This is a genomic window from Flavobacterium saccharophilum, from assembly GCF_900142735.1.
GTDB classification, from domain to species: Bacteria; Bacteroidota; Bacteroidia; order Flavobacteriales; family Flavobacteriaceae; genus Flavobacterium; species Flavobacterium saccharophilum.
Window position 1 is genome coordinate 1,099,731 of sequence record NZ_FRBY01000001.1, and the last position, 24,386, is coordinate 1,124,116.

General features: G+C 33.5%; 19 protein-coding genes. 13 read left to right on the forward strand and 6 right to left on the reverse strand.

What is annotated here, in order from left to right; translation table 11 throughout:
- The first annotated feature begins 45 nt into the window (after positions 1-45).
- The 8 genes from BUA98_RS04640 to BUA98_RS04675 all read left to right on the forward strand — a co-directional run bounded on the left by BUA98_RS04640 (position 46) and on the right by BUA98_RS04675 (position 10,253).
- Entirely contained in the window at positions 46-402 is a 357-nt protein-coding gene (locus BUA98_RS04640; protein WP_072970422.1) for a four helix bundle protein, read from the forward strand.
- A gap of 69 nt (positions 403-471) precedes the next feature.
- Positions 472-1,428 carry a methylenetetrahydrofolate reductase [NAD(P)H] gene (metF, locus tag BUA98_RS04645; protein ID WP_072970423.1) on the forward strand — a complete coding sequence of 319 codons (957 nt, stop codon included), beginning with the start codon at positions 472-474 and terminating at the stop codon, positions 1,426-1,428.
- Positions 1,429-1,666: 238 nt separating this feature from the next.
- Positions 1,667-2,320: a class I SAM-dependent methyltransferase gene (locus BUA98_RS04650; RefSeq protein WP_072970424.1), complete on the forward strand. Its 654-nt coding sequence runs from the start codon at positions 1,667-1,669 to the stop codon at positions 2,318-2,320.
- A gap of 81 nt (positions 2,321-2,401) precedes the next feature.
- Positions 2,402-3,625 (forward strand): dicarboxylate/amino acid:cation symporter, encoded by a 1,224-nt coding sequence (locus BUA98_RS04655; protein ID WP_072970425.1) that lies wholly within the window; start codon positions 2,402-2,404, stop codon positions 3,623-3,625.
- 32 nt (positions 3,626-3,657) lie between these two features.
- On the forward strand, positions 3,658-5,067 hold the full coding sequence (locus BUA98_RS04660) for a pyridoxal phosphate-dependent decarboxylase family protein (protein ID WP_072970426.1): 1,410 nt from the start codon (positions 3,658-3,660) through the stop codon (positions 5,065-5,067).
- A 291-nt stretch (positions 5,068-5,358) separates the two neighbouring features.
- Positions 5,359-7,725, forward strand: coding sequence for a TonB-dependent receptor (locus tag BUA98_RS04665; protein ID WP_072970427.1), 2,367 nt, complete (start codon positions 5,359-5,361; stop codon positions 7,723-7,725).
- Positions 7,726-7,749: 24 nt separating this feature from the next.
- Positions 7,750-8,979 (forward strand): DUF4374 domain-containing protein, encoded by a 1,230-nt coding sequence (locus BUA98_RS04670; RefSeq protein WP_072970428.1) that lies wholly within the window; start codon positions 7,750-7,752, stop codon positions 8,977-8,979.
- 122 nt (positions 8,980-9,101) lie between these two features.
- On the forward strand, positions 9,102-10,253 hold the full coding sequence (locus BUA98_RS04675) for a PepSY-associated TM helix domain-containing protein (RefSeq protein WP_072970429.1): 1,152 nt from the start codon (positions 9,102-9,104) through the stop codon (positions 10,251-10,253).
- 127 nt (positions 10,254-10,380) lie between these two features.
- Here the strand turns inward: BUA98_RS04675 and BUA98_RS04680 are convergent, their stop codons facing one another.
- Both BUA98_RS04680 and gldA read right to left on the reverse strand, forming a co-directional pair.
- Positions 10,381-12,504: an outer membrane beta-barrel family protein gene (locus tag BUA98_RS04680; protein WP_072970430.1), complete on the reverse strand. Its 2,124-nt coding sequence runs from the start codon at positions 12,502-12,504 to the stop codon at positions 10,381-10,383.
- 386 nt (positions 12,505-12,890) lie between these two features.
- Positions 12,891-13,787, reverse strand: a complete 897-nt coding sequence (gene gldA, locus BUA98_RS04685) for a gliding motility-associated ABC transporter ATP-binding subunit GldA (RefSeq protein ID WP_072970431.1) — start codon at positions 13,785-13,787, stop codon at positions 12,891-12,893.
- A 146-nt stretch (positions 13,788-13,933) separates the two neighbouring features.
- Between gldA and BUA98_RS04690 the strand changes: the two genes are divergently transcribed.
- The gene (locus BUA98_RS04690) at positions 13,934-14,512 is read left to right on the forward strand and encodes an outer membrane beta-barrel protein (RefSeq protein ID WP_072970432.1); all 579 of its coding nucleotides are present in this window, start codon (positions 13,934-13,936) and stop codon (positions 14,510-14,512) included.
- A 298-nt stretch (positions 14,513-14,810) separates the two neighbouring features.
- Here the strand turns inward: BUA98_RS04690 and metE are convergent, their stop codons facing one another.
- Positions 14,811-17,135, reverse strand: a complete 2,325-nt coding sequence (gene metE, locus BUA98_RS04695) for a 5-methyltetrahydropteroyltriglutamate--homocysteine S-methyltransferase (protein WP_072970433.1) — start codon at positions 17,133-17,135, stop codon at positions 14,811-14,813.
- Positions 17,136-17,292: 157 nt separating this feature from the next.
- Here metE and BUA98_RS04700 point away from each other — a divergent pair, with 157 nt between their 5' ends.
- Both BUA98_RS04700 and BUA98_RS04705 read left to right on the forward strand, forming a co-directional pair.
- On the forward strand, positions 17,293-17,754 hold the full coding sequence (locus tag BUA98_RS04700; RefSeq protein WP_056190279.1) for an Lrp/AsnC family transcriptional regulator: 462 nt from the start codon (positions 17,293-17,295) through the stop codon (positions 17,752-17,754).
- A 95-nt stretch (positions 17,755-17,849) separates the two neighbouring features.
- On the forward strand, positions 17,850-19,196 hold the full coding sequence (locus BUA98_RS04705; protein WP_072970434.1) for a deoxyguanosinetriphosphate triphosphohydrolase: 1,347 nt from the start codon (positions 17,850-17,852) through the stop codon (positions 19,194-19,196).
- Positions 19,197-19,292: 96 nt separating this feature from the next.
- On the opposite strand, the gene BUA98_RS04710 is transcribed toward BUA98_RS04705, so the two are convergent.
- From BUA98_RS04710 to BUA98_RS04720, 3 genes are read right to left on the reverse strand one after another with little or no spacing between them, the layout of a single operon-like run.
- Positions 19,293-20,294: a DUF3078 domain-containing protein gene (locus tag BUA98_RS04710; protein WP_072970435.1), complete on the reverse strand. Its 1,002-nt coding sequence runs from the start codon at positions 20,292-20,294 to the stop codon at positions 19,293-19,295.
- Between the two features lie 35 nt (positions 20,295-20,329).
- On the reverse strand, positions 20,330-22,117 hold the full coding sequence (locus BUA98_RS04715) for a 1-deoxy-D-xylulose-5-phosphate synthase (protein ID WP_072970436.1): 1,788 nt from the start codon (positions 22,115-22,117) through the stop codon (positions 20,330-20,332).
- Positions 22,118-22,170: 53 nt separating this feature from the next.
- Positions 22,171-23,052, reverse strand: coding sequence for a hypothetical protein (locus BUA98_RS04720; RefSeq protein ID WP_086065150.1), 882 nt, complete (start codon positions 23,050-23,052; stop codon positions 22,171-22,173).
- 218 nt (positions 23,053-23,270) lie between these two features.
- Between BUA98_RS04720 and BUA98_RS04725 the strand changes: the two genes are divergently transcribed.
- Together BUA98_RS04725 and BUA98_RS04730 are read left to right on the forward strand one after the other, a co-directional pair.
- Positions 23,271-23,714 (forward strand): nucleoside deaminase, encoded by a 444-nt coding sequence (locus BUA98_RS04725; protein ID WP_072970611.1) that lies wholly within the window; start codon positions 23,271-23,273, stop codon positions 23,712-23,714.
- Positions 23,715-23,734: 20 nt separating this feature from the next.
- Entirely contained in the window at positions 23,735-24,367 is a 633-nt protein-coding gene (locus tag BUA98_RS04730; protein ID WP_072970437.1) for a hypothetical protein, read from the forward strand.
- Positions 24,368-24,386: the final 19 nt, after the last annotated feature.

Here is a 24,386-nt window from a genome sequence, read left to right on the forward strand (position 1 = left end):
GCTCAATAACTATCAACTTACAACCAAAAATTATTAACCAAAAGAATGGAATACAGTAAATTAGGAGTTTGGCTGGAAGCTCGAAAATTAGTGAATTTATTATATGATTCTTCTAAATTGTTTCCCAAAGAAGAATTATTTGGATTAACTAATCAAATGAGAAGAGCAGCAATTTCAGTACCTTCAAATATAGCTGAAGGCTGCGGGAGACAAACCTCAAAAGATACAATACATTTTCTTCATATATCAAGGGGTTCATTGTATGAGTTAGAAACCCAATATTATTTGGCATTTGATCAAAAATATATTGATGAAAATAATTTTAATGTTGCGCTTGAACAGATTCAAACTTGCAAAAAGTTATTAAACGGGTTTATTAACTACTATAAAAAATTAATATAGTTGAGGTTGCTATTTTCAAGTTGCAAATAAACGATCAACCATCAACCAAAAACTATCAACTAATAAGTAATGAAAGTAACAGAACATATAGAAAACGCCAAAGGAAATACATTATTCTCATTTGAACTTATTCCGCCTCAAAAAGGGAAAAGTATTCAGGAATTATACGATAATATTGATCCGTTGATGGAGTTTAAACCGCCGTTTATTGATGTAACGACTTCTCGTGAAGAGTATATTTATATTGATAAAGGAAATGGACTTTTAGATAAAAAATTGACTCGTATGCGTCCGGGAACGCTTGGAATCTGCGCTTCTATAAAGCATAAATACAATGTAGATACTGTACCGCATTTGCTTTGCGGAGGTTTCACTCAGGAAGAAACAGAATACATGTTAGTAGATTGTCAATATTTGGGAATCAATAATGTGATGGCACTTCGTGGAGATGCTATGAAAGACGAACAATCTTTTGTTCCTAAATTAGGCGGGAATCATTTTGCTATCGATTTGGTAAAACAAATCAATAACCTGAATTGCGGAAAATACCTGCATGAAGTTATGGATGTTGACAATAAAGCTGATTTTTGTATTGGTGTTGCGGGTTATCCGGAGAAACATTTAGAATCACCATCTTTACAATCAGATTTAAAAAGGCTGAAAGAAAAAGTAGATGCAGGTGCTGATTACGTGGTAACACAAATGTTTTTTGATAATGCTAAATATTTTGAATTTGTTGCAAAAGCAAGAGAAATAGGTATCACAATTCCGATTATTCCTGGAATTAAGCCCATTGCTGTTCAAAGACACTTACAAATTTTACCACAGATTTTCAGAATCGATTTACCAGAAGATTTAATTGATGCTGTCGATAAATGTAAAAATAATGCTGAAATCAAACAAGTCGGAATCGAGTGGGCGATTCAGCAATCTCTTGAATTAAAAGCGGCCGGAGTTCCGGTTTTGCATTATTATTCAATGGGTAAATCTGAAAATATTCGCCAGATCGCGAGTCAGATTTTTTAGGGATTTTGTTTAAACATACTGTAATAACTCACAGTATGTCATTCCGAGGAACGAGGAATCCCCACAAGTAACTCCAAACAGAAAAGTGGACAATCTTTGTCGAGCTTCTTACGGGGATTCCTCGTTCCTCGGAATGACAAACATGACGTTGAGTCCGTTAGTGCGGTTGCTTCGTTCCTCGCAATGACCAACAAGCTTGGAATTTGAAATTTTTTAATTGGAATTTAATTTTAGTTTTATGGAAAAAGAAGAATTACAAGCAATCGCCTCCCAGTTAAAACATCCAACAGGAGAAAAAGGGATAGAAATGGCCAACATGATGCATGAAACCAACATCAACATGACGCGTCATTCTGTTCAGAATCTAAATATAAAAGCCGGAAATTCCATTTTAGAATTAGGTCATGGAAATGCGGGACATGTCGAATTGATATTCGAACAAGCTGAAAACCTAAAATACTACGGCCTTGAAATGTCTGAATTAATGTTTCAGGAAGCGCGCCAGATCAACAGGAATTTTGTGTCCCAAAAGCAAGCTTTCTTTTCACTTTATGACGGAAACGCAGTTCCGTTTCAGGATGCCTTTTTTGACAAAATGTTCACGGTTAATACCATTTATTTCTGGCAGGAACCAGAAAAGTTACTTTCAGAAATATATCGAGTTTTAAAGCCAAATGGCGTTTTCTGCATCACTTTTGCAGAAGAAAGTTTTATGAAACAATTGCCTTTTACCAAATTCGAATTTGAACTTTACAGTACCGAAAAAGTAGAGCAATTAGTCCAGAAAACAGCTTTTAAAATCTTATACAAAGAAACTTTAACCGAAAAGGTCAAAACGAAAACAGGCGAATTAGTCGATCGGGATTTTACTACAATTGTTTTGGAAAAATAGTTTTTGAACTCTTTTTTTAAGTAATTTAAGTGATTTTTATTTCAAGTTTCCATTTCGGCAAATCCTAATACTTTTTATAATATGGAGGTTAAAAAAATCAATTTTCTCAAAAGTTATAGCAGCATTTTATTACTTCTAGGCGGTATTATTCTTGGCAGTATTTTAGGGTTATTTTATGGTAAAGATGTGCTGGTTATAAAACCGCTTGGAGATATTTTTCTGAATTTGCTTTTTACCGCTATTATTCCGCTTATATTTTTTACCATTGCTTCTTCTATTGCCAATTTAGAACGAACAGAAAAATTAGGAAAATTGTTTATTATTATGATCGCCGTTTTTCTGGCGACCATCCTTATTTCTGCAATTGTCATGATTTTGGCAGTTTATCTTTTTCCTATTCATCAAAATATTATACTTTCTAAAGTTCCGATAGAAAATATTCAATCAGGAAGTATTGGAGATCAGATAGCGCAATTGCTGACCGTAAATGATTTCTTCGAATTGCTGTCCCGAAAAAGCATGTTGGCATTAATTATATTTTCTTTTTTAATTGGGTTTGCCAGTTTGCAGTCGAGAGAAAAAGGAAGTGCTTTCAGAAGTTTTTTGGATTCAGGAAATGAAGTCATGAAACAGCTTTTGAATATGATTATGAAATTGGCACCAATTGGTTTGGGTGCTTATTTTGCGTATCAGGTTGGTGTTTTTGGACCGCAGTTATTTGGTGTTTATGCCAAACCATTGGGAGTTTATTACGGCGCCTGTATTTTTTACTTCTTTGTGTTTTTTAGTTTATATGCGATAGTTGCCGGAGGGAAAAGAGCTTTCATCGTATTTTGGAGCAACAATATTACGCCGGCTTTAACCGCAGTAGGAACCTGCAGTAGTATCGCGACGATTCCTGCAAATTTGGAGGCGGCTGAAAAGATGAACATACCAAAACATGTTCGCAATTTAGTTATTCCGCTTGGTGCGCCTTTGCACAAAGACGGATCAAGCATGTCTTCCATTTTAAAAATAACGGTTCTTTTTGCCATGTTTGGGAAAGATTTTACATCACCATCAACGATACTTTTGGCTTTAGGAATTACTGTAATCGTGTCAATTGTAGAAGGCGGAATTCCGAATGGAGGTTACATTGGAGAAGTTTTGGCCATAACCGTTTATGGATTGCCAATGGAACAAGCTTTGCCTGTCGCTATGATCTTGGGAACATTAGTTGATCCAATTGCGACTTTATTAAACGTAAATGGCGATTTGATTTGTTCGATGATGATTTCGCGGTTTTCTGAAAAGACCAAATGGTAAAATAAAATTTCAATTACTTCAAATTATACGTAATGAATTCAATATTAAAAAACGATTTAAATAATCTGTCGACTATTCTTGACAGAACAAAACAACAAGGAATAGATTTTCTGAATAATCTTGAAAATGTTCCAACTTCCACTAAAAATTCAATTGATCCAACTAGGGAACTAAACGAATTAGGTTTGGGTTCATTGGCTGCGTTAGAAGAATTTAATGAAAGATTGGCTCCTTTATTGGTTAGTTCACCAGGTCCAAGATATTGGGGATTTGTGACTGGGGGATCAACGCCGGCTTCAATTGTAGGCGATTGGCTGGCTACAGTTTATGATCAAAATACACAGGCAATAAAAGCACAAGGGGGAGTTTCTGCTTTAATAGAATTTGAAACGATTCATTTATTGCTGCAACTACTACAATTACCAGATACTTTTTTAGGCGGATTTGTAACCGGAGCAACTATGTCGAACTTCACTTGCCTGGGAGTAGCCAGACAATGGTTTGGAAAGCAATTTGGAAAAGATTTTGCTAAAAATGGAATTTCAGAGTCAATCAATATTCTGACAGCAACACCACATTCATCATCGATAAAATCTTTGGCAATGTTAGGAATTGGAAGTAATAATTATACCACACTAAAAACAATTGAAGGTAATCGCGAAGCTATCGATATTGCCGATTTAGAAAAAAATATTCAAAATTTAAACGGAAAACCATTCATTTTAATTTCAAGTGCCGGAACTGTAAATACAGCTGATTTTGATGATTTTGAAGCTATTTCAAGGCTAAAAGAAAAGTATAATTTCTGGTGGCATATTGACGCTGCTTTTGGAGGATTTGCTGCCGTTTCAGAAAAATTCAAACATTTTGTTGAAGGCTGGGAAGGCGCGGATAGTATTACAATTGATTGTCATAAATGGTTAAACGTACCTTATGAAAGTGCTTTTTATTTGATTAAAAAAGAGCATACTAGTTTGCAAATAGAAACTTTCCAGAATTCGAATGCACCCTATTTAGGGAATCCGTTAGAGAATTTTAATTACCTGAATGTATTGCCTGAAAATTCAAGACGTTTAAGAGCTCTGCCGGTTTGGTTCTCGTTGTTAGCATATGGAAAGGAAGGATTTTGTGATATTGTTGAAAACAGTGCCGCAATGGCATTACATTTTGGAAATGAATTGATCGAAGACGGTAATTTTGAATTGCTGGCTCCAATTCGGTTAAATAATGTTTGCTTTACTTTGAAAGGAAATCACAATCAGGAAAAAGTAAGCGCGTTTTTGACGCTTCTAAATGATAAAGGAAAAGTATTCATGACGCCAACAGTTTACCAAAATCGAAAAGGAATACGAGCTTCATTTGTGAACTGGCGCACAACAGAAAAAGATATTAGAATCGTAATGGATGAAATGAAAGAAACTATTTTGGATCTGGAAATTTAAGATAAAGCAAGAAATTTTTGAAAAGCCGTTTACATTGTAAGCGGCTTTTTTTATTACAAAAAACTAGTTTTTATTAAAATTGAACATTGCTTTTTAACTTTTTAGATTCAAAATATTAAGCAAATCTTAAGGTAGATTTAATTATATCTTAAAAAATAAAAAGTTTTTTGCGAATATGTGTTTTTAAAAGTTAATAATTGTTTTTATTTAGAATAATTAAAAATAGTTTTGGAAAAGCTCTCTGCAGGGCTTATTTTTGTGCAAAATTTTATTTCAATTAATATTAAAATAATGCATATAAAAAAAATATTACTCCTGATATTGGTTCTTTTAGCTTCGATTCAGGGTTTTTCACAAAAAAGCAAAGTAAAATTAAATGGAGTTGTTTTAACACAAAATGGCCAGCCTGCAGAAAGTGTGTCTGTGGCATTAAAGGGGACGGGTTATTCAGCATTGACAAATGAAAAGGGAGAATATGAACTAAATGCTGAGCCAGGTGATTACGTGTTGTCGGTTACCTACATTGGGTATAAACCAAAACAAATCAAAATTAATCTACAATCTAATCATACTGCTGCAACAATAAGTATTGATGAAGATATGGCTGCTCTGGAAGAGGTACAGGTAACTGGAAAATCTAAAGTTGAGCGTGTTCGTGAGCAAGCTTTTAATGTTACGGCTGTTGATTTAAAAATAATTCATAACACTTCGCAAGATTTAAATCAGGTCTTAAACAGAACAACAGGAGTTCGTGTTCGAGAGACTGGAGGAATGGGGTCTGATTTCAATTTTTCATTGAATGGATTTTCAGGAAATCAGGTGAAGTTTTTTATGGATGGTATTCCAATTGATAGTTATGGATCCTCTTTTACCTTAAATAATATTCCAGTCAATTTGGCTGAGCGTATCGAAGTTTACAAAGGAGTTGTTCCGGTAGAATTAGGTAGTGATGCTCTTGGTGGTGCTATAAATATAATAACGAACCAATCGGTAAAACGTTATGTTGATGCTTCCTATAGTTTTGGATCTTTTAATACACATAAGTTAGCTGTTAATACTCGTTTTAGTGGAAAAAATGGCTTTGTCGCTAATATAAATGCTTTTGGTAATTATTCAGACAACAGCTATAAAGTAGATGTTAGCGTCGCTGATAAAAATGGAAATTTTGGTCCCGTACAGCCCTATAAACATTTTCATGATGGTTATAAATCGGGAGCAATTATTGCAGAAGCTGGGGTAAAAGGAAAGAAATACGCTGATTATCTTGTTTTAGGAATGATGTTTTCTGCAAACGAAAAAGAGATACAAAACGGGAGTACAATGCAAAGAGTTGTAGGAGATGCTTTTAAAGACAGTCAGGCTTTTGTCTCTTCTATTAAATATAAAAAAGAAAGTCTTTTTACTAAAAATTTGTCTGTCAATTTAGTTGCTTCTTATAATATTGTTAATAGCCGTTCTGTAGATACTTCTTCATACAGATATAAATGGGATGGTAGCCGCACATATAGTGTTTTAAATAGTAGTGGAGAAATTAACCGTGAAAAAACTATTTATGTGTATGATGATAATTCATTTCAGGCGAATACTAATTTTAAATACGATTTGAACGAGGATCAGTACTTGGCTTTTAATTATTCAGTTAATAATCTAAAACGTACAGAAGAAGAACAATACAGGGTAGAGGAGGTTAAACCAGGATCGCCTACTTTGAATAAGAATATTTTAGGACTTTCATATAACCTTGCAGCATTTGATCGAAAATTATCTTTCATCGCATTTGGTAAAAAATACTTTTTAAAAAGTAAAATGATTGATGTCGTGGATGACTATGCAGAAGAAAAACAATATAATGTCTTGAATGATTCATTTGATGATTGGGGTTATGGAACAGCGTTGGCTTATTTTTTAACTGGAGAAATACAATTAAAGGCATCTTACGAACATGCTTTTCGTTTGCCAACTTCTGAAGAAATGTTAGGAGACGGCTTAACTGTTTATCCGGCAATAGGATTGGATCCTGAAGAAAGCGATAATTTTAACGCAGGATTTAGTTATAAGAAATTTTATAATAAACATTCATTCGGTTTTCAGGGGAATTTTATTTACAGAAATGCGAAGAACTTTATACAGAATGTACCACAGGATGCCAAGTCTATTTATAAGAATTTGGCAGATGTAAGGGTCACAGGTTTTGATGGTTCATTTCATTATGGATATATGAAATGGTTAACTTTTGAAATAAATGCAACTCAGCAAAAATCTATTGACCAAAGTAATTTTGATCCACCAGGGACTAATATTCCCAACGACTACAAAGGGTCACAAATTGCTAATGTTCCCATTTTTTACGGTAATGCCAATTTAGGATTCAATTTTAAAAATATTAGAACTTCTGATGATAATCTAAGCCTTAATCTATTTGCCAATTATGTAGGAGAATATTATTTAAAATCAACCAAAAATGGTGATCCAAGTAGCAGAAGAACAATACCAGAACAATTTACACAAAGTATAGCTGCCGCTTATGGTTTTGGAAAAGGGAAATATAATTTAGGTTTAGAATGTAACAATATTACAAACGCAAAGGTATATGACTACTTTATGATTCAAAAACCAGGAAGGTCATTTACAATCAAATTCAGATATTTTATAAACTAATTAATAATTTTTAAATTTAAAACAATGATAACTAAAACTAAAACACTTTTGGCTTTATTCATACTATCAGCAGTTACATTTTCATGTAGCAGTGATGATGATGCTGCACCGGTAGAAAACCCAGCAGATGTAAGTTATGTACTTGCATACCAAACAACCGATTTTGATACTTATATTTGGCAGTTTGAATCAACAGACGAACTTTTGTCTGGAACTATAAATATGATTGGAAAAGGTATTGAACAACCTGCAAGTGCTGGTGTACCAGTTGCTAATACATTTTTTGCTCTTAGCGGAGAAGAAGAAGGTTCTGTAGGTTACTATCTTAATTCTGATGGTATTTTAGTAAAAAGCAAGAATGTTTTTACAGGAGATACTTATGCATATGGTACTACCGATGATAATAAATTAGTCTTGATTAATTCTCCTTGGGATGCTAGTTCGACACAAAATGAGTTAATTATATACGATCCTGCAACATCAAGTATCACAAATCGTAAATTTGATGATTTTGTTTTGCCTAATGGTCATTTTTTATGGCCTACAAGTGTTAATGTATCAGGTAACAAATTATTTGTATCTACATTTGAGCGTGATGCTGCCTGGAAACTTTATCAGGAAAATGCAGTTGTAAAAGTTTACGACTATCCTTCTTTAACGTATGTTAAAACTATTACAGACACTCGTACAACAGCTATTGGACAGTATTATACTAATACAGGAATGGTTCAAACAGAATCAGGAGACATTTATACATTCTCTTCTAATTCACGTACAGCAGGTTATACAGCAACAGCTTCTCACTCGGGAATTCTTAGAATTAAAAAAGGAGAATCAGAATTTGATACTACTTACTTCTTAGATATTGAAGCAAGCGCTCTTAAAGGAAAAGTTTTGTCAGCTTATCCAGTTGGTGGAGAAAAAGTGTTAATTAACTATATGCCAGCAGATATTGATGCAGCACAAGGAAACTGGAGTTTCTTAAACTATGGAACATTTAAATTTAAATCTGCAATTGTAGATCTTAGTTCAAAAGCAATTACACCAGTTACGGGACTACCTGACCATGCGGGAGATAACTATTTTGGTTTTGGAAGTGCTTTTACTGAAAACGGAAAAACTTACAAAAGTTTTGTAACGAACGATGAAGGACGCGTTTACCAAATTGACGTTAATACAGGTGTGGCAGTAAAAGGAGCTCTAATTACAGGAGGGGTAAATTTACCTGCAATCACAAAGTTAAAGAAGAAATAAGAGGATTACTTTCTAAGTTTTTCTTTCAAAAAATTACCATATAATCAGCGTTGTTAAGCCGTTGATTATATGGTTTTTTAATAACCGCTGGATTTGCCGGCCAGCCATAAATTCAAAATAATATGACTAAAAAACAAAATCCTAAACTACCCAATAAAGTTAAATCCCGTTTTAGTAAAATAAACGCCTGGCTGCATTTATGGCTTGGATTGGCTTCTGGAATCGTTGTTCTTATAATGGGGATTACAGGTTGTATCTTGGTTTTTGAGCAGGAAATAAAACAACTGACTTCACCCTGGTTAAATGTAGAAGCGCAAAGTGCCGATAAGATTTTACCACCTTCTAAGATCTATGCTTCGGTCAAAAAAGCTTTACCAAAAAAAGATATTCACGGCTTATGGTATAACGGTTTAGATAAAACTATAAAGGTCGACATTGAATCAGATTCTTTGATTTATGTAAATCCTTATAATGGAAAAATAACCGGAATGGTAGATCATGAAGATTTTTTTCATGAAATGGATGAAGGGCATCGGTATTTATGGCTTGGGGAAGAACTTGGAACAACAATAACATCCTGGGCTACTTTAATTTTCTTTTTTTTATTAATCAGCGGACTTATACTTTGGTTTCCAAAAAAATGGAATAAAACGGCTGTAAATAATAGTTTTAAAATTAAGTGGAGCGCCAGGTTTAAAAGATTGAACTATGATTTGCATAATGTATTAGGATTTTATTCTCTCATTTTAGCTTTTTTAATTGCGCTAACCGGATTGATAATGAGTTTTCATTGGGTACGAGAAAGTACGTACTGGATAACCGGAGGTTTTACTAATGAAGAAGTAAAAAAGGAAGTTGTAGCAGAAGTTAAAACTGATAGTCTTTCTAAATCTAAATACAACATGTTGACTGCGTCAGATATTATATTTAATAAAGTTCGGAAAGAAATAGCACAGGAAAATAAAGAAGCAGTTATTATTAATTTTCCAGATGAACCCAATGATGATTTTTACGCTTGTACGGATATGAAAAATGGGAATTGGAGAGATTTGTATTTTAATTCAAAAACATTAGAACTGCTTCCTAATTCAAGGAAGTATATCGGAAATGAAAAATTTCACGATTGGTTAAGTCGTTCCAATTACAGTCTTCACGTTGGAGCTATTGGCGGATTACCAACTAAGATTATTTATTTTACAGCCAGTTTAATTTGCGCCAGTCTGCCTCTTACAGGTTTTTATATTTGGTTAGGGAGAAAGAAAAAGAAAAAATAAGCACTCAGTTAGTAAAACAATTTTTTAAAGTCAGATTCTATTAATAAGAAAGAGCCTGTTGAACAGACAGGCTCTTTACTAACATCAAAAAAAACAAAAAAACAAGAATCAAAATAGTGAACAAGGCTTATATTCGATAAGTAAATGCGATAGTTGCAATTCGGTTGTCAAGATCGTATCGTTTGTTGATACTTGTTTGTCCTGTAACTGAATTGATATTGAAATTATTGGTATTGAAAACATCGGTGACATTCAATTTTATATTGCCTTTGCTGGCTAAAATTTGTTTCGAAATTCCAATGCTTAAATCAAAGAAAGCATCACGCTCATAAATCCCCAGATTAGATTTAGATTGGTATTGTCCGTTAACTTCGGCTTTCCAGCTATCTGTAATTGTAAAAGAGTTTTGAAGGCTTAAATTCAAAGTTACAATAGGATCTATTGTAGCAGAATTTAGGACATTCCCCATAAACTTATTTTCAAAAACATTGAAAAGAGTATTTAGGGACCACCATTTATTAAATTCGGCTGTATTGGTAATATTTAAACCATAATTATACGATTTGTCAACATTAATTTGCGAAGTTACAGTCGTATTATTCTCCGGATTATAGACGTAAATTTCTGTGAAAACATCTTTAGTCTGACTAAGATATAATGAAGCCATAAAGTTGCTTTTCCACGCATATCCAACTTCTGCCGTATGTGTTATTTCAGGTATTAAATTTGGATTTCCCTGAGAATAATTAAACGAATCATCATAAAATCGAAATGGATTCAAATCAAACTGACTTGGCCTGTTGATTCTTTTACTATAAGAAACATGCATAGCATGATCTGTAGTAAGTTCATATTTCATAGAAACACTAGGGAACCATTTTAAATAATCACTCTTATGTTCTTCATTTAAAGTTTTTTGCGCAATATTTATAGCAGTATATTCTGTTCTTATACCACCCTGAATAGAAAGCTTTTCGAGTTGGTATTTATAATTGGCATACCCGGCATAAATTTGCTCTTTATATTCAAAATGATTCGTTGAATTTGGATCTATAATCCAATCATTGTTATTGTAATATTCGTATACAGAAGGATTGTCGTTGTTTTTGAGACTTGTTTTAAAACCCCATTCAAGCGATTGTTTTTCCTTTAATGGATTTACAAAATCAACTTTTCCGGTAAAAACTTTTAATTGAGAAGGAATAAAACCTCTGCGGTCATTAATTGCTTCGGCGTTTGAAGGATCTGTATTTTGGGCACTCTGAAATTGATTCGATCTAAATTTTGAAGTTTCATATTCAAAGTCAAAAGACATGTTTTTTCCTTCGGTATTAAATTTGTGAACTCCGGAAAAACTATAAGTGTAATCATTCCATTGTTCTTTGCTGTCATTATAAGTTGAAGCATCAAAAAGCAATTGATCTAAACCGTTGACTAATGTATTTCGACCGTCAGCAATGTTTTCATAACGCCCAATCTTTGCGTCGATATAAACTTCTAAATTTGTTTTAGGAGAAACTTCATAAGTGGTTCCAATTTTAAAATTATTTGAAGTTAACGGTTCGTCTGTAATTGAATTTTGATGATTTTTTGTTGCAATCTCTTGTCGTGTGATATCCGTATATTGAATTTGATTGAATTCTTTACGTTCTTCTTCTCCTCTAAAAGTGTAGCTGTAGTTGCCAAAAATACCAAATTTATCTTTGTTGTAACTCAAATTTAATCCAGAGTTGGTTCTGTTTTTTCGGCCTCTTCCATAATTGGTAAATGCAGTTCCTTTTAAACCATCTGAGTTCGGTTTCTTTAATATGATATTGATAATTCCGGCTTTTCCTGTTGCGTCATATTTTGAAGAAGGATTTGTAATTACTTCTATTTGCTTGATATTAGATGAGGTTGTTGATTTCAAATAATTAGCTAATTCTTTCTGCGAAAGTTGTGTCAATTTACCGTTTATCATTACGCCGACACCTTGTTGCCCTCTTATAGAAAGTTCTCCGTCCTGAGAGACAACTACACCAGGGGCCCGACTTAATACATCAAGTGCAGTTCCGCCTTCAGAAACAATACTGTTTTCTACGTTAAAAACCATTTTGTCTGACTTTTGTGTATAAAGTACTTTCTTTTTAGTGATAACAATTTCGTCTAAAACAGTAATGGATGTTTCTACAACACTGTCGGTTTCTTTTTCTGTCTGTGAATAGCCATAAACCGAAAAGGCCATCATTATCGAGGTTATAATATTTTTCATATCTCCTGTTCTCCCTTTTCTTTTTATTGCAACACAATTTTTTCTACTTTATTCGAAAGTTTTTCTATAGACTGAAAACAGTATTTATAAAGTGAAAAAAAGTATTTTTTACCAGGATAAAGTGCAGATAACATGATGTTGTATTTAAAGTTTGAAAGCTCAAATATATAACTATTTATACTAAGTCTAAATAAAAATAGATTAAAAATTGTAATTAATTTTTAATCCGTTGAGAATTAGTTGCTAATGTTTTTGAAAATTTAGCAGTTATTCCTGAATGAAAAAGGAGAGAAGTGCTTGTTTAAATAAGTAATGAAATAGAAAAAGCTCGTTTAATATTTTAAACGAGCTTTTTTATCTGTAAACTAGAAACTGAGACAGAAAACTTATTTTGTAATCTCTCTAAAAACAGCTTCTAAGTTTTTATTCTTCTGATTCAATTGTAATGTTTTTAAACCATTTTCATTGGCAAAATCAAAAATAGCAGGGCGCATATCTTTATCAGCGACAAAGGTTAATTCCCAGGTCATATCGTGGGTATTTTTGTATGAAGTAATATTTTCTAGTTTTGCTAAAAGCTGTTCTTCAACCTGATAATCGAATTCAACTTCTATAACTTGTTCCTTGTCTTCTGAAACTAAATGGTCTAATTTTTTATCTGCAACGATTTGTCCTTTATCAATGATAATGACACGATCACAAATGGCTTCTACTTCCTGCATGATGTGGGTTGACAGAAAAACCGTTTTATCTTTTCCAACATTTTTGATCACATTTCGAATTTCCATTAACTGATTCGGATCCAGACCTGTAGTTGGTTCGTCTAAAATCAAAACATCAGGATTGTGCAATAAGGCGTTGGCAAGTCCCACACGCTGGCGATATCCTTTAGACAATTGTCCTATTTTTTTATGACTTTCAGCTGACAGTCCTGTCAGTTGAATTACTTCTTCAATTCTTGACTTTGGCACTTTGTAAACATCGGCATTAAAAGCCAAATACTCACGAACATACAAATCCAAATACAATGGATTATGCTCCGGCAGGTACCCTATAGATTGCTGCACTGCTTTTGCATTTGTCATGACATCGTGGCTATTTACAAGGGCTGAGCCGCTATCTGCCAATAAATAAGTAGTCAAAATTTTCATTAAAGTAGATTTTCCTGCTCCATTTGGACCAAGAAATCCAACGATTTCTCCCTTCTCAATTTTAAAGGAAATTTCGTTTAAAGCTTTTTGCTCTCCGTAACTTTTTGATATACTGTTTACTTCTATCGACATGACTTTTTATTTGCTACAAAAGTAAACAGAAATAGTCTCGATTGCTAAAATTTATCTTTTAAAGTAATGATAAAAAAAATTAAAAAGCCCGCTACTGACGGCATTGTTATTGTTAAAGGATTGCTAAATAAAATAAAACCCAAATTATGAAAAAAATTTTAGTGATGGCTGCATTGGCTATCTGTAGTTTTGCAAACGCGCAAAAAGGAACAATCTTAGTAGGTGGAAGTATTGGTTATTCTTCAGAAACAAGAACTCTTGGTAATAACGAAGTAAAAAACAATGAATTTGATTTTTCTCCTAAAGTAGGTTACCAATTTCACGATAATTGGACTGTAGGAGGTGAGGCTTCTTTTGGTTCTTCTAAAACAAAACAAGGAACAAACGAAGACAAATTTAACACAACTAAATTAGGTGCATTTTTACGTTACACGATGCCATTGAATCCAACTTTTTCATTCTTTGCTGAATTAGGATTAGGTTATCAAAGTGAAAAAGACAAAACTTATGCAGGACCAATTACTACAACTGCTGAAGGTGATGGTATGTACGTTGGTGTAACACCAGCACTTTTTATCAACATGAAAAAAGGTTTTGGTCTAAACTTTAATATTGGAGGTTTAAGCTACGGTACAATTAACTACGAAAACAACGGTCCAGAATACAAAAACTTCGATTTTAATTTTGGTAGAACATTTAACATTGGAGTTTCTAAAAATTTCTAATCTTAGATTTATATTCAATTTTGAAAAAGCATCCGCCGTGGCGGATGCTTTTTTGTTTCTATCTAAAATCTTATGAAAACTAAAAATTCTTATTTAGCCCCGATAGAAGCGATATCCTGTTGTGGTGGGGTTCACCACAACAGATATAGCGGATAGCGGGACTGGACGTGTTTTGAAAATGAAAACGTCTGCTTCTAAAAAAAATGCCAACTAAAGTGAAATCGAAATTAAATCATAACTACAAGAATTTTCGATTCCACTTGTTGACACTAAAAAACAAAAATATAATAAGATAAAATTAGACAGTCACTCCATTTTCAACAGCAGCTCGCATTTCCTGAGCGGCGGCAACCATTTCGATCAAAGCTTTTTTGGTTTCATCCCAATGACGTGTTTTTAAACCACAATCCGGATTTACCCATAATTGATCTACCGGAATTACGGCAGAAGCTTTTTCTAATAAACGCACCATTTCGGCACTTGATGGCACACGTGGCGAGTGAATGTCATAAACACCAGGTCCAATTTCGTTTGGATACTTAAAGTTGGCAAAAGCATCTAAAAGTTCCATTTGCGAACGAGAACATTCAATTGTTATAACATCAGCATCCATATCAGTAATATTTTGAATGATATCGTTGAATTCGCTGTAACACATATGGGTATGAATTTGTGTGTCGTCCTGAACGCCTGATGCAGAGATTCGGAACGCTTTTACAGCCCAATCTAAATAATTGGCCCATTCTTCTTTTCGCAATGGCAAACCTTCACGAATGGCAGGCTCGTCAATTTGAATAATTTTGATTCCGGCTTTTTCAAGATCTACGACTTCATCACGAATCGCCAATGCAATTTGTGTACAAGTTTCAGAACGTGGCTGATCGTTACGAACAAACGACCACTGTAAAATAGTTACCGGTCCGGTCAACATTCCTTTTACCCATTTTGGTGTCAAAGATTGTGCATATTTCGACCATTTTACCGTCATTGGGTTTGGTCTTGAAACATCACCATAAATAACCGGAGGTTTTACGCAGCGGCTTCCGTAACTCTGAACCCAGCCATTTTTGGTGAAGGTAAATCCAGCCAATTGCTCACCAAAATATTCTACCATATCATTACGCTCAAATTCTCCATGAACCAAAACATCGATTCCAGTTTCTTCCTGAAAACGAATAGTAGCTTCGGTTTCTTTTTCGATTAATTCGTTGTATTGTTCTGTGGTTAATTCTCCTTTTTTGAATTTCGCTCTCCAGCTTCTCACTTCAACAGTTTGCGGAAAAGAACCAATTGTTGTCGTTGGGAATAGCGGTAAATCTAAAGCTTCAATCTGGCTTTTTCTTCTTGTTGCAAAAGTGCTTTTACGTTGGTCATCAGAAGTGGTAATTCCGGCAACACGCGCTTTTACTTCATTATTATGAATTAATTTTGAAGTTTTACGATTGTCATTTGCGATTACGTTTCTTTCAAAATCAACAGAGTTTTTAACATCGATTTCTCCGGAAGCCAATTGTTTTAATATGACAATTTCGTTGATTTTTTGTTTAGCAAAAGCAAGCCATTGTTTGATTTCCGGAGTTAAGGTTGCATCGTTAGTTTCTAAATCCAAGTCGCACGGACTATGAATTAAAGAACAGGATGGTGCTACTAAAATTCTGTTTTCTCCTAAAGCATCAATTGCTTTTTGGATCAATTCTAATGATTTTTTAAAATCATTTTTCCAGATATTTCTTCCGTCAACCACTCCCAAAGACAGCTTTACATTTGATGCCAATTGTCCTGATTCTAAAATATCATCTAATTGAGAAGGACAACGCACCAAATCTAAATGGAAAGTATCAACTGGTAAAGCCAAAGCAGTTGCCAAATTTTCTCCAAAACAATCAAAATAATTCGCTAAAATGATTTTAATTTTCGGATAACGAATGTTGATTTCGTTGTACACTTCCGTGAAAGTATTACGCTCTTTGTCTGTTAAATTCAAAGCTAAAAATGGTTCATCTAATTGAATGTATTCTACATTTTCTGCTTGTAACTTTTCGAAAATTTCGAAGTAAACGGGAAGTAATCTGTCAATAAGATCAATTCGGTGAAAACCTTCTTCTTTTTCTTTTCCTAAAAGCAAATAAGAAATTGGTCCAATTAAAACTGGTTTTGTAGCAATTTTTAAAGCATTTGCTTCTTTGAATTCATTGATTATTTTTTCAGAAAACAATTCGAATTTTTGGTTTTTCGTGAATTCAGGAACAATGTAATGGTAGTTGGTATCGAACCATTTTGTCATTTCCATTGCTACAACATCCTGTCCCTCTTTTTGCGCGCCTCTTGCCATGGCAAAATACAAATCGATAGCCGAATTTGTTTTGGCAAATTCCTGATAGCGTTGCGGAATTGCTCCAACAGTCAAAGTCAAATCTAGAACCTGATCGTAAAAAGAAAAATCATTAGACGGAATTAAATCAACTCCAGCTTCTTTTTGTAAATACCAGTTTCTGCGACGAATGTCTTTTCCGGTTTCTATTAATTCGTCTACAGAAAGTTGCCCTGCCCAATACAATTCTGAGGCTTTTTTTAATTCTCTGTTGCTTCCAATTCTTGGGTAACCTAAATTATTTGTTTTCATTTTTGATTCAGTATTTTTTACTGAACAAATTTATTGTATTAGATTTTATAACTTATATTTGGCGATTATTTAAGTAAATTGTCTTTTAAAAACCGTTTTTTAAAGATTATAATACTGTGAAAATCTTTTTAAAGAACCTTTAGCCGTAAAAATTACTATGGAAAACCTCGATAAAACCGATTTATTGATCCTGAAACACCTTCAGGAGAATTCAAATATCAACACAAAAGACCTTGCCAGTAAATTATTTCTTACTGTTACGCCAGTTTATGAGCGTATAAAAAGGTTAGAAAGAGACGGATATATTACGAAATATGTTGCCTTGCTTGACAAGAATAAAATGAATCGCGGCATGACTGTATTTTGTAATGTGCGCTTAAAAGAGCACGCAAAAAACGTGGGAAGTAATTTTGTAAAAGATATTGTAGCGCTTCCTGAAATTATTGAATGTTATAATATTGCCGGGGACTATGATTTTATGCTGAAGATTTTAGTTAAAGATATGGCTAGTTATCAGGATTTTGTAATGAATAAATTATCAACGATTGAAAACATCGGAAATACGAATAGTATTTTTGTAATGGGAGAAATTAAGCATAGCACAGCATTGGAGTTTTAATGACTTTAAAATACTAAAATAAAATGTATTTTTGACGTTAGATCCTAAATCTATCCCGAAGCTTCGGGACAACAATCACAAACATAAAATTAAAAATGAACTGGGAACAACTTTTATCATTAAAACGCCAAGGCGATACTAGCAAAAGATTACGTGTAGAACAAGATGATACCCGTTTAGGTTTTGAAGTAGATTACGACCGAATCATCTTTTCGGCTGCGTTTCGATCTTTGCAGGATAAAACTCAGGTTATTCCACTTTCTAAAACGGATTTCGTACACACGAGGTTAACGCACAGTTTGGAAGTTTCCGTTGTTGGGCGTTCATTAGGGCGTTTAGTTGGGAAAAAGATTCTTGAAAAATATCCTTATTTAAAAGAAATTCATGGGTATCATATGAATGATTTTGGGGCCATTGTTGCGGCGGCCTCTTTGGCGCATGATATTGGGAATCCTCCTTTTGGTCATTCTGGTGAAAAAGCGATAGGCGAGTATTTTTCAATAGGAAATGGATTGAAATACAAAGATAAACTGACTGCAAAGCAATGGCAGGATTTAATTGACTTTGAAGGAAATGCCAATGGATTTTCGGTTCTTACGGCAAGTCGCCCGGGAATTGAAGGCGGACTTAGAATTTCATACGCCACTTTGGGAGCTTTTATGAAATATCCAAAAGAAAGTCTTCCTAAGAAACCAACAAATAATATTGCAGACAAAAAATACGGTTTCTTTCAAACGGATAAAGCATTCTTTGAAGAAGTTGCCAATGATATGGGAATGATCGCCAATAAAGAGGATGGTGATATTGGTTTTGAAAGACATCCTTTAGCTTATTTAGTTGAAGCTGCAGACGACATATGTTACACTATTATCGATTTTGAAGATGGAATAAATCTAGGGTTAGTTTCTGAAGATTATGCTTTAGAATATCTTATTAAATTGGTGAAAGACAATATTGGAGTTGCCAAATATAAATTGTTAGAAACCAAAGAAGACCGAATCAGTTATTTGCGTGCTTTGGCAATTGGCGCATTAATTAATGATGCTGTTGATGTTTTTATTGAAAATGAAGAAGCAATTCTGCGTGGAGAATTTCCATATGCATTAACGGATAAAAGCAAGTATAAAGCCCAGATGAATGATATTATCAACTTAAGTGTTGAGAAAATATACCAAAGCCGCGAAGTAATTGAGAAAGAAATTGTGGGTTATCAAATTATCCAAACCTTATTGGATAAATTCATAACTGCTTTCAATAATAAATATGACGGAACGGCTTCAAATTATGATAAATTAATTTTGAAAATGCTGCCTGAAAAACACCATTTAGATAAAGGAAATTTATACGAGCGTTTATTACATATCTGTCATTATGTTTCGCTTTTAACTGATGGAAATGCGTTAGAATTATTTGAAACGATCAACGGAAGGAAAAATAATTAAATAGAATTTTTCAGGTTTAAAATAAAAATCCCCCATAAAAATATCATTCTTTATGGGGGATTTTTTTATTCTCTCAATATTGAGAAATAAGATTTTTTATTGAAAGGCATATACCAGACCAACGCCTAAAACTTGTCTCAGCTGAGCTCTTGGTCCATCATTAACCTGAGTTGTTGTCCCGGTAGTTGGATCGACCACATCTTTTTTGGTTTTGATATCATCGTCATAAACTAAATGTATACCAATATTTGCTTTTACATACGCATTTACAACAAGATCTAAACGTGTATCATAATCGACATCAACGTTTCCGAATTTGTTTAAATAATCGGTATAAAGGCTTAATCTGTTTTCGTAGAATATATTTTTAAAAACCTCACTTTTCATATATGCAGTAAATAAAATACCAAATTCTGCTTTTACTTTTTGCCCTTCTTCAATTAATATCTGAGCTGTAGGATCAAGAGGATCTGGCGCGTAAACTGCCTTTCTAACACCAAAAGATCCCTGATTAGCTAAATAATCGTCTAGTACCAACGTAGTCTTTAAAGTGATTGGTGAGAAATAAAACGTTCTGTTTTTTGCCTTATTTGAATTTTCAGCTCCGGCTCCTAAAAAGATATAAGCTGGTGCAAAAGGTTTTGAAATCGCGATATCTCTGTTTGGATAATTGTAACCGTTTGAAAATTGTGTGTTGAAATTGAATTTGGCTGAATAATACCAATTTGAAATAGTATCTTTTCTAAATCCGTAGGTGGAGTTAAGCTGAAAAGCATCGTCTGTTTTTCTTAATTCAGTACCATCCTGTTTATTTAGGCCATATTTTACAATAAGTTCGTTTACCCATTTATGATTTCCTTTAATATAAGTTCTTCCAAATTCACCTTTAAATAAACCTGAAATAGAACTTGTTCCCCCGGCACTCCAGTTTACAAAAGCAATTTCTGAAATGTCAAAACCTAATTGATTTTTCTTAGTCCAGTTAGATGGCAATTTTGGTAACTGATTTGGATCTAGAGTCGTTTGGATAATTTGAGCAAAGTTATTTGAAGTACACAAAAGCAGTAACAGCAAAAGGGTAGAACGCAATAATTTCATTAGGTTGGTTTTAATATTTCGGTTGTGCAAAATAATTATTTTGAATCGTTAGAAAAAAGATTTACCAAACTTTTAACGTCAATTTTACACAATTGTTGCAACTGATTTACGGTTCCATGCTCAATAAATACATCAGGAATACCCAAAATTTGAATATCATTTTTGTAATTATTTGTTGCAGCAAACTCTAAAACAGCACTTCCAAATCCTCCATTTATTGTTGCTTCTTCGATAGTAATTATACTCTTGAAGTTAGAAAAAACAGAGTGTAAAGTATTGTTGTCTAATGGTTTAATAAATAGGAAGTCATAATGTGCAATCTCGTTAGAATTGGAACATTCATTTAGTGCTTCAATAACATTATTGCCTATGCTTCCTGTTGACAAAACCGCAATTTTTGTGCCGTTTTTTAGGCAGTTAGCTTCACCAATTTTAATTTTTTCATAATGTCCGAAATTTTCTACTTCCCATTTTGGTAAAACACCACGACCACGTGGATATCGAATGGCAATAGGATGATTTAATCCTAATTGAGCAGTATATAAAATATTTTGAAGTGCAATTTCGTTGATTGGTGCACAGATAATCATGTTTGGAATTGCTCTTAAATAAGCAATATCAAAAACACCATGATGGGTTGCACCATCTTCGCCAACTAAACCTGCCCTGTCTAAACAAAAAATAACGGGTAGATTTTGTAAAGCGACATCATGAATAACCTGATCGTAGGCGCGCTGTAGAAATGTCGAATAGATATTGCAATATACAATCATCCCTTGTGTCGCCATTCCGGCAGCAAGTGTTACGGCATGTTGCTCTGCAATTCCAACATCAAAAGCGCGCTCCGGAATTTCATCCATCATAAATTTTAGGGAACTTCCCGATGGCATTGCGGGTGTTATTCCAATGATTTTTTCGTTCTTTTTGGCTAAATCTAAAATGGTCAGGCCAAAAACATCCTGATATTTTGGAGGTAAATTTTCTTCTGATTTTAAAAGCAATTCTCCAGTTGAAGCATCAAATTTCCCGGGAGCGTGATATTTTACCTGATTTTCTTCAGCCTGCTGTAAACCTTTTCCTTTGGTAGTAACAATATGAAGGAATTTAGGGCCTTTTATGTTTTTTAATCTGTTTAATTCTTTGATTAAATTCGGAAGGTCATGACCGTCAATTGGACCTGAATAATCAAAATTCAGAGACTTGATCATGTTATTTTTCTTCGGATTCTTTCCTTCTTTTACCGCAGTAAGATATTGTTTAAGTGCACCAACACTAGGGTCGATTCCGATAGCATTGTCATTCAGAATAACCAGTAAATTAGCATCGGTAACTCCAGCATGATTCAAACCCTCAAAAGCCATTCCCGAAGCAATAGAAGCATCGCCTATAACTGCTATATGTTGTTTGTTAAAATCACCTTTTAATTGGGAAGCAATTGCCATTCCAAGAGCCGCAGAAATGGAAGTAGAAGAGTGTCCAACACCAAAAGTATCGTAAACACTTTCGCTTCTTTTTGGAAAACCGGAAATACCTCCGATTTGTCTGTTAGTATGGAAATTTTCTCTTCTTTCGGTCAAAATTTTATGTCCGTAAGCTTGATGTCCAACATCCCAAACCAATAAATCTTCAGGTGTATTAAAAACATAATGCAATGCAATTGTCAATTCAACAACACCTAAACTAGCGCCTAAATGCCCTTCTTTTACAGAAACAACATCAATTATAAATTGACGTAATTCTTGTGCAACTTCTGTAAGCTGTTCTTCTTTTAAAAGACGTAAATCGGCAGGGTTGACTATGTTGGAGAGTAAATTGCTTTTCATTGTAAGGTAAAAAGCAAATTTACGGTTTTAAATTTAATTTTTTAACGGAGATCTTATTCCAATACAATTGGTAAGGAATATTGCATTCTTATTTTTTTTCCATTAGATGTTGCAGGTTGCCATTTAGGACATAAACTTAGAACTTTTATAATTTCTGTTTCTAAAGTTTTGTCGATAATTGGATCAGATTGCAAAAAAGATGTAGAACCGTTTCTTTCTACTACAAAGGAAAGTTTAATTTTGAGATTTACAGTATTCATGTCTTCGGGCTTTTTAAATTCCTTTTGAAAAAAGTTATAGAATTGTTCAATGCCGCCAGGGAATTCTGCATTGGTTTCTATTGCAACGGCTCCATTATAAACTAAATCTTCAACAGTAGTTTTCTGCTTTGTTGTTTCGTCACAATTATTTGTTTTCAGTTTAATGTTTTTTGCACTGTTTATTTCAGCTTTTCCTTTTACAAATTTAACCTGATCAACTTTTGGAGGCGGTGGAGGTGGTACAATGGTATCGTGTAAATTATTAATTTTTGGGTCACCAACAGAAATATGTTCTACTGGAGTATCATCTTGAACAACTTCTACTTTATCAATTTTTTGTTTATTTCCATTTTTATCCTGGCAACTAAACAGCGTAGTTCCCATTGCAATAAACAAAGCCAGTAAAAACATTTTGTGATAATGAATTTGTGTATATAGAACACGACTCGGAATTTGAATCGTTATGGTTTCTAATTGAGAATTTTTAAATCTTCCACAAATATTTTGGTTTTGATTTTGGATGAAAAAATGCTGTACTTCATTAGGTAACATCGAAGTGAAATCGATAACGGTCTTTGAACAACTTAGACAAAAACGACCATTTTCGTTTGGCGTCATTTTGTCCCAGCTTTCTGTACAAGGTTCAGGTATCGTTAATTTGTATTTTCTTTCCATGTTGAATTTCAATATTTAAATGTAATAAAAAATCAATACGGAAATCCTTTTCAAAAAAGATGAGGCAATTAATTATTTTAATCGCCTCAAAAAAATACCTTATTTGAGGCGATTAATTTTGATAAGTAATTAAGAAGAGAGAAAATCTAAGGTTTTTATCAATGTTTTTTAGATTTTTAATTCAGGAAAAATTATTTCAAAAACGTACTTTTGCAACTATGATAAATCCCTTTACCGACGAATACTTTATGAAAAAAGCTTTGCAGGAAGCTGAAATAGCCTTTGATAAAGGTGAAATTCCTGTTGGAGCTGTTATAGTTGTTGCTAATAAAGTAATTGCGAGCAGTCATAATTTAACCGAATTACTGAACGATGTTACGGCTCATGCCGAGATGCAATCAATAACGGCTGCAGCGAATTTTCTTGGCGGAAAATATTTAAAAGATTGTACCTTATATGTGACACTCGAGCCTTGTCAAATGTGTGCAGGCGCTTTGTATTGGAGTCAGATTTCAAAAATTGTTTTTGGTGCCCGAGATGAACAACGCGGCTTTACGGTTATGGGAACAAAATTGCATCCCAAAACTACAGTCGTTTCTGGAATTATGGCTAATGAAGCTGCTGATTTAATGAAACGTTTTTTTATAGAAAGGCGAAAGTAAAATTTTTGGTAAAATAAATAATGACAGATTTTTCAATAATAAAAGAGCTATATCACATTACAGAACCTAAAGGTTTTACTATTGATGAGATTCAAATTGTTAAAGATATTTTTGGCAAACTTCCACAGGTATTTGTTGATTATTATACTGAATTGGGCAAAATTGAAAACTTAAATCATACACAAGATTTACTAATTGTACCGGAACGTTTTCAGTATTATAAACAAATTGATCATTTGATATTTTATTCTGAAAATCAGAGAGCTTGCGTTTGGGGAATCCATAAAAATGATTTGTCAAAAGCTAATCCACCTGTTTACATAAGTGAAGATGGAAAGGAATGGAAATTGGAGACGGACACATTAACTCAGTTTTTTACTGCAATGGCTTTTCTTCAGGCAGGTTATGCATTGGAATATCCTTGTAATACATTTTACGAATTAGAACCACATGAATTAAAATTTATTGCTAAAAATTTTCAAAATAAAGGATTCTCTTTTAAGCAATGGCTTGGCGGAATAAGTTTTTATGGTAATTACAAGGACAATGTAATTATAATCATAGAGGACAATCAATTATTTTATGCCGCCAATACAAAAGAACATTTTGCCGAAATGGATAAGGTTTTGTCTAAACTTGGAACAGAGCTTTAAGAATTCTGATAAAAAGCTA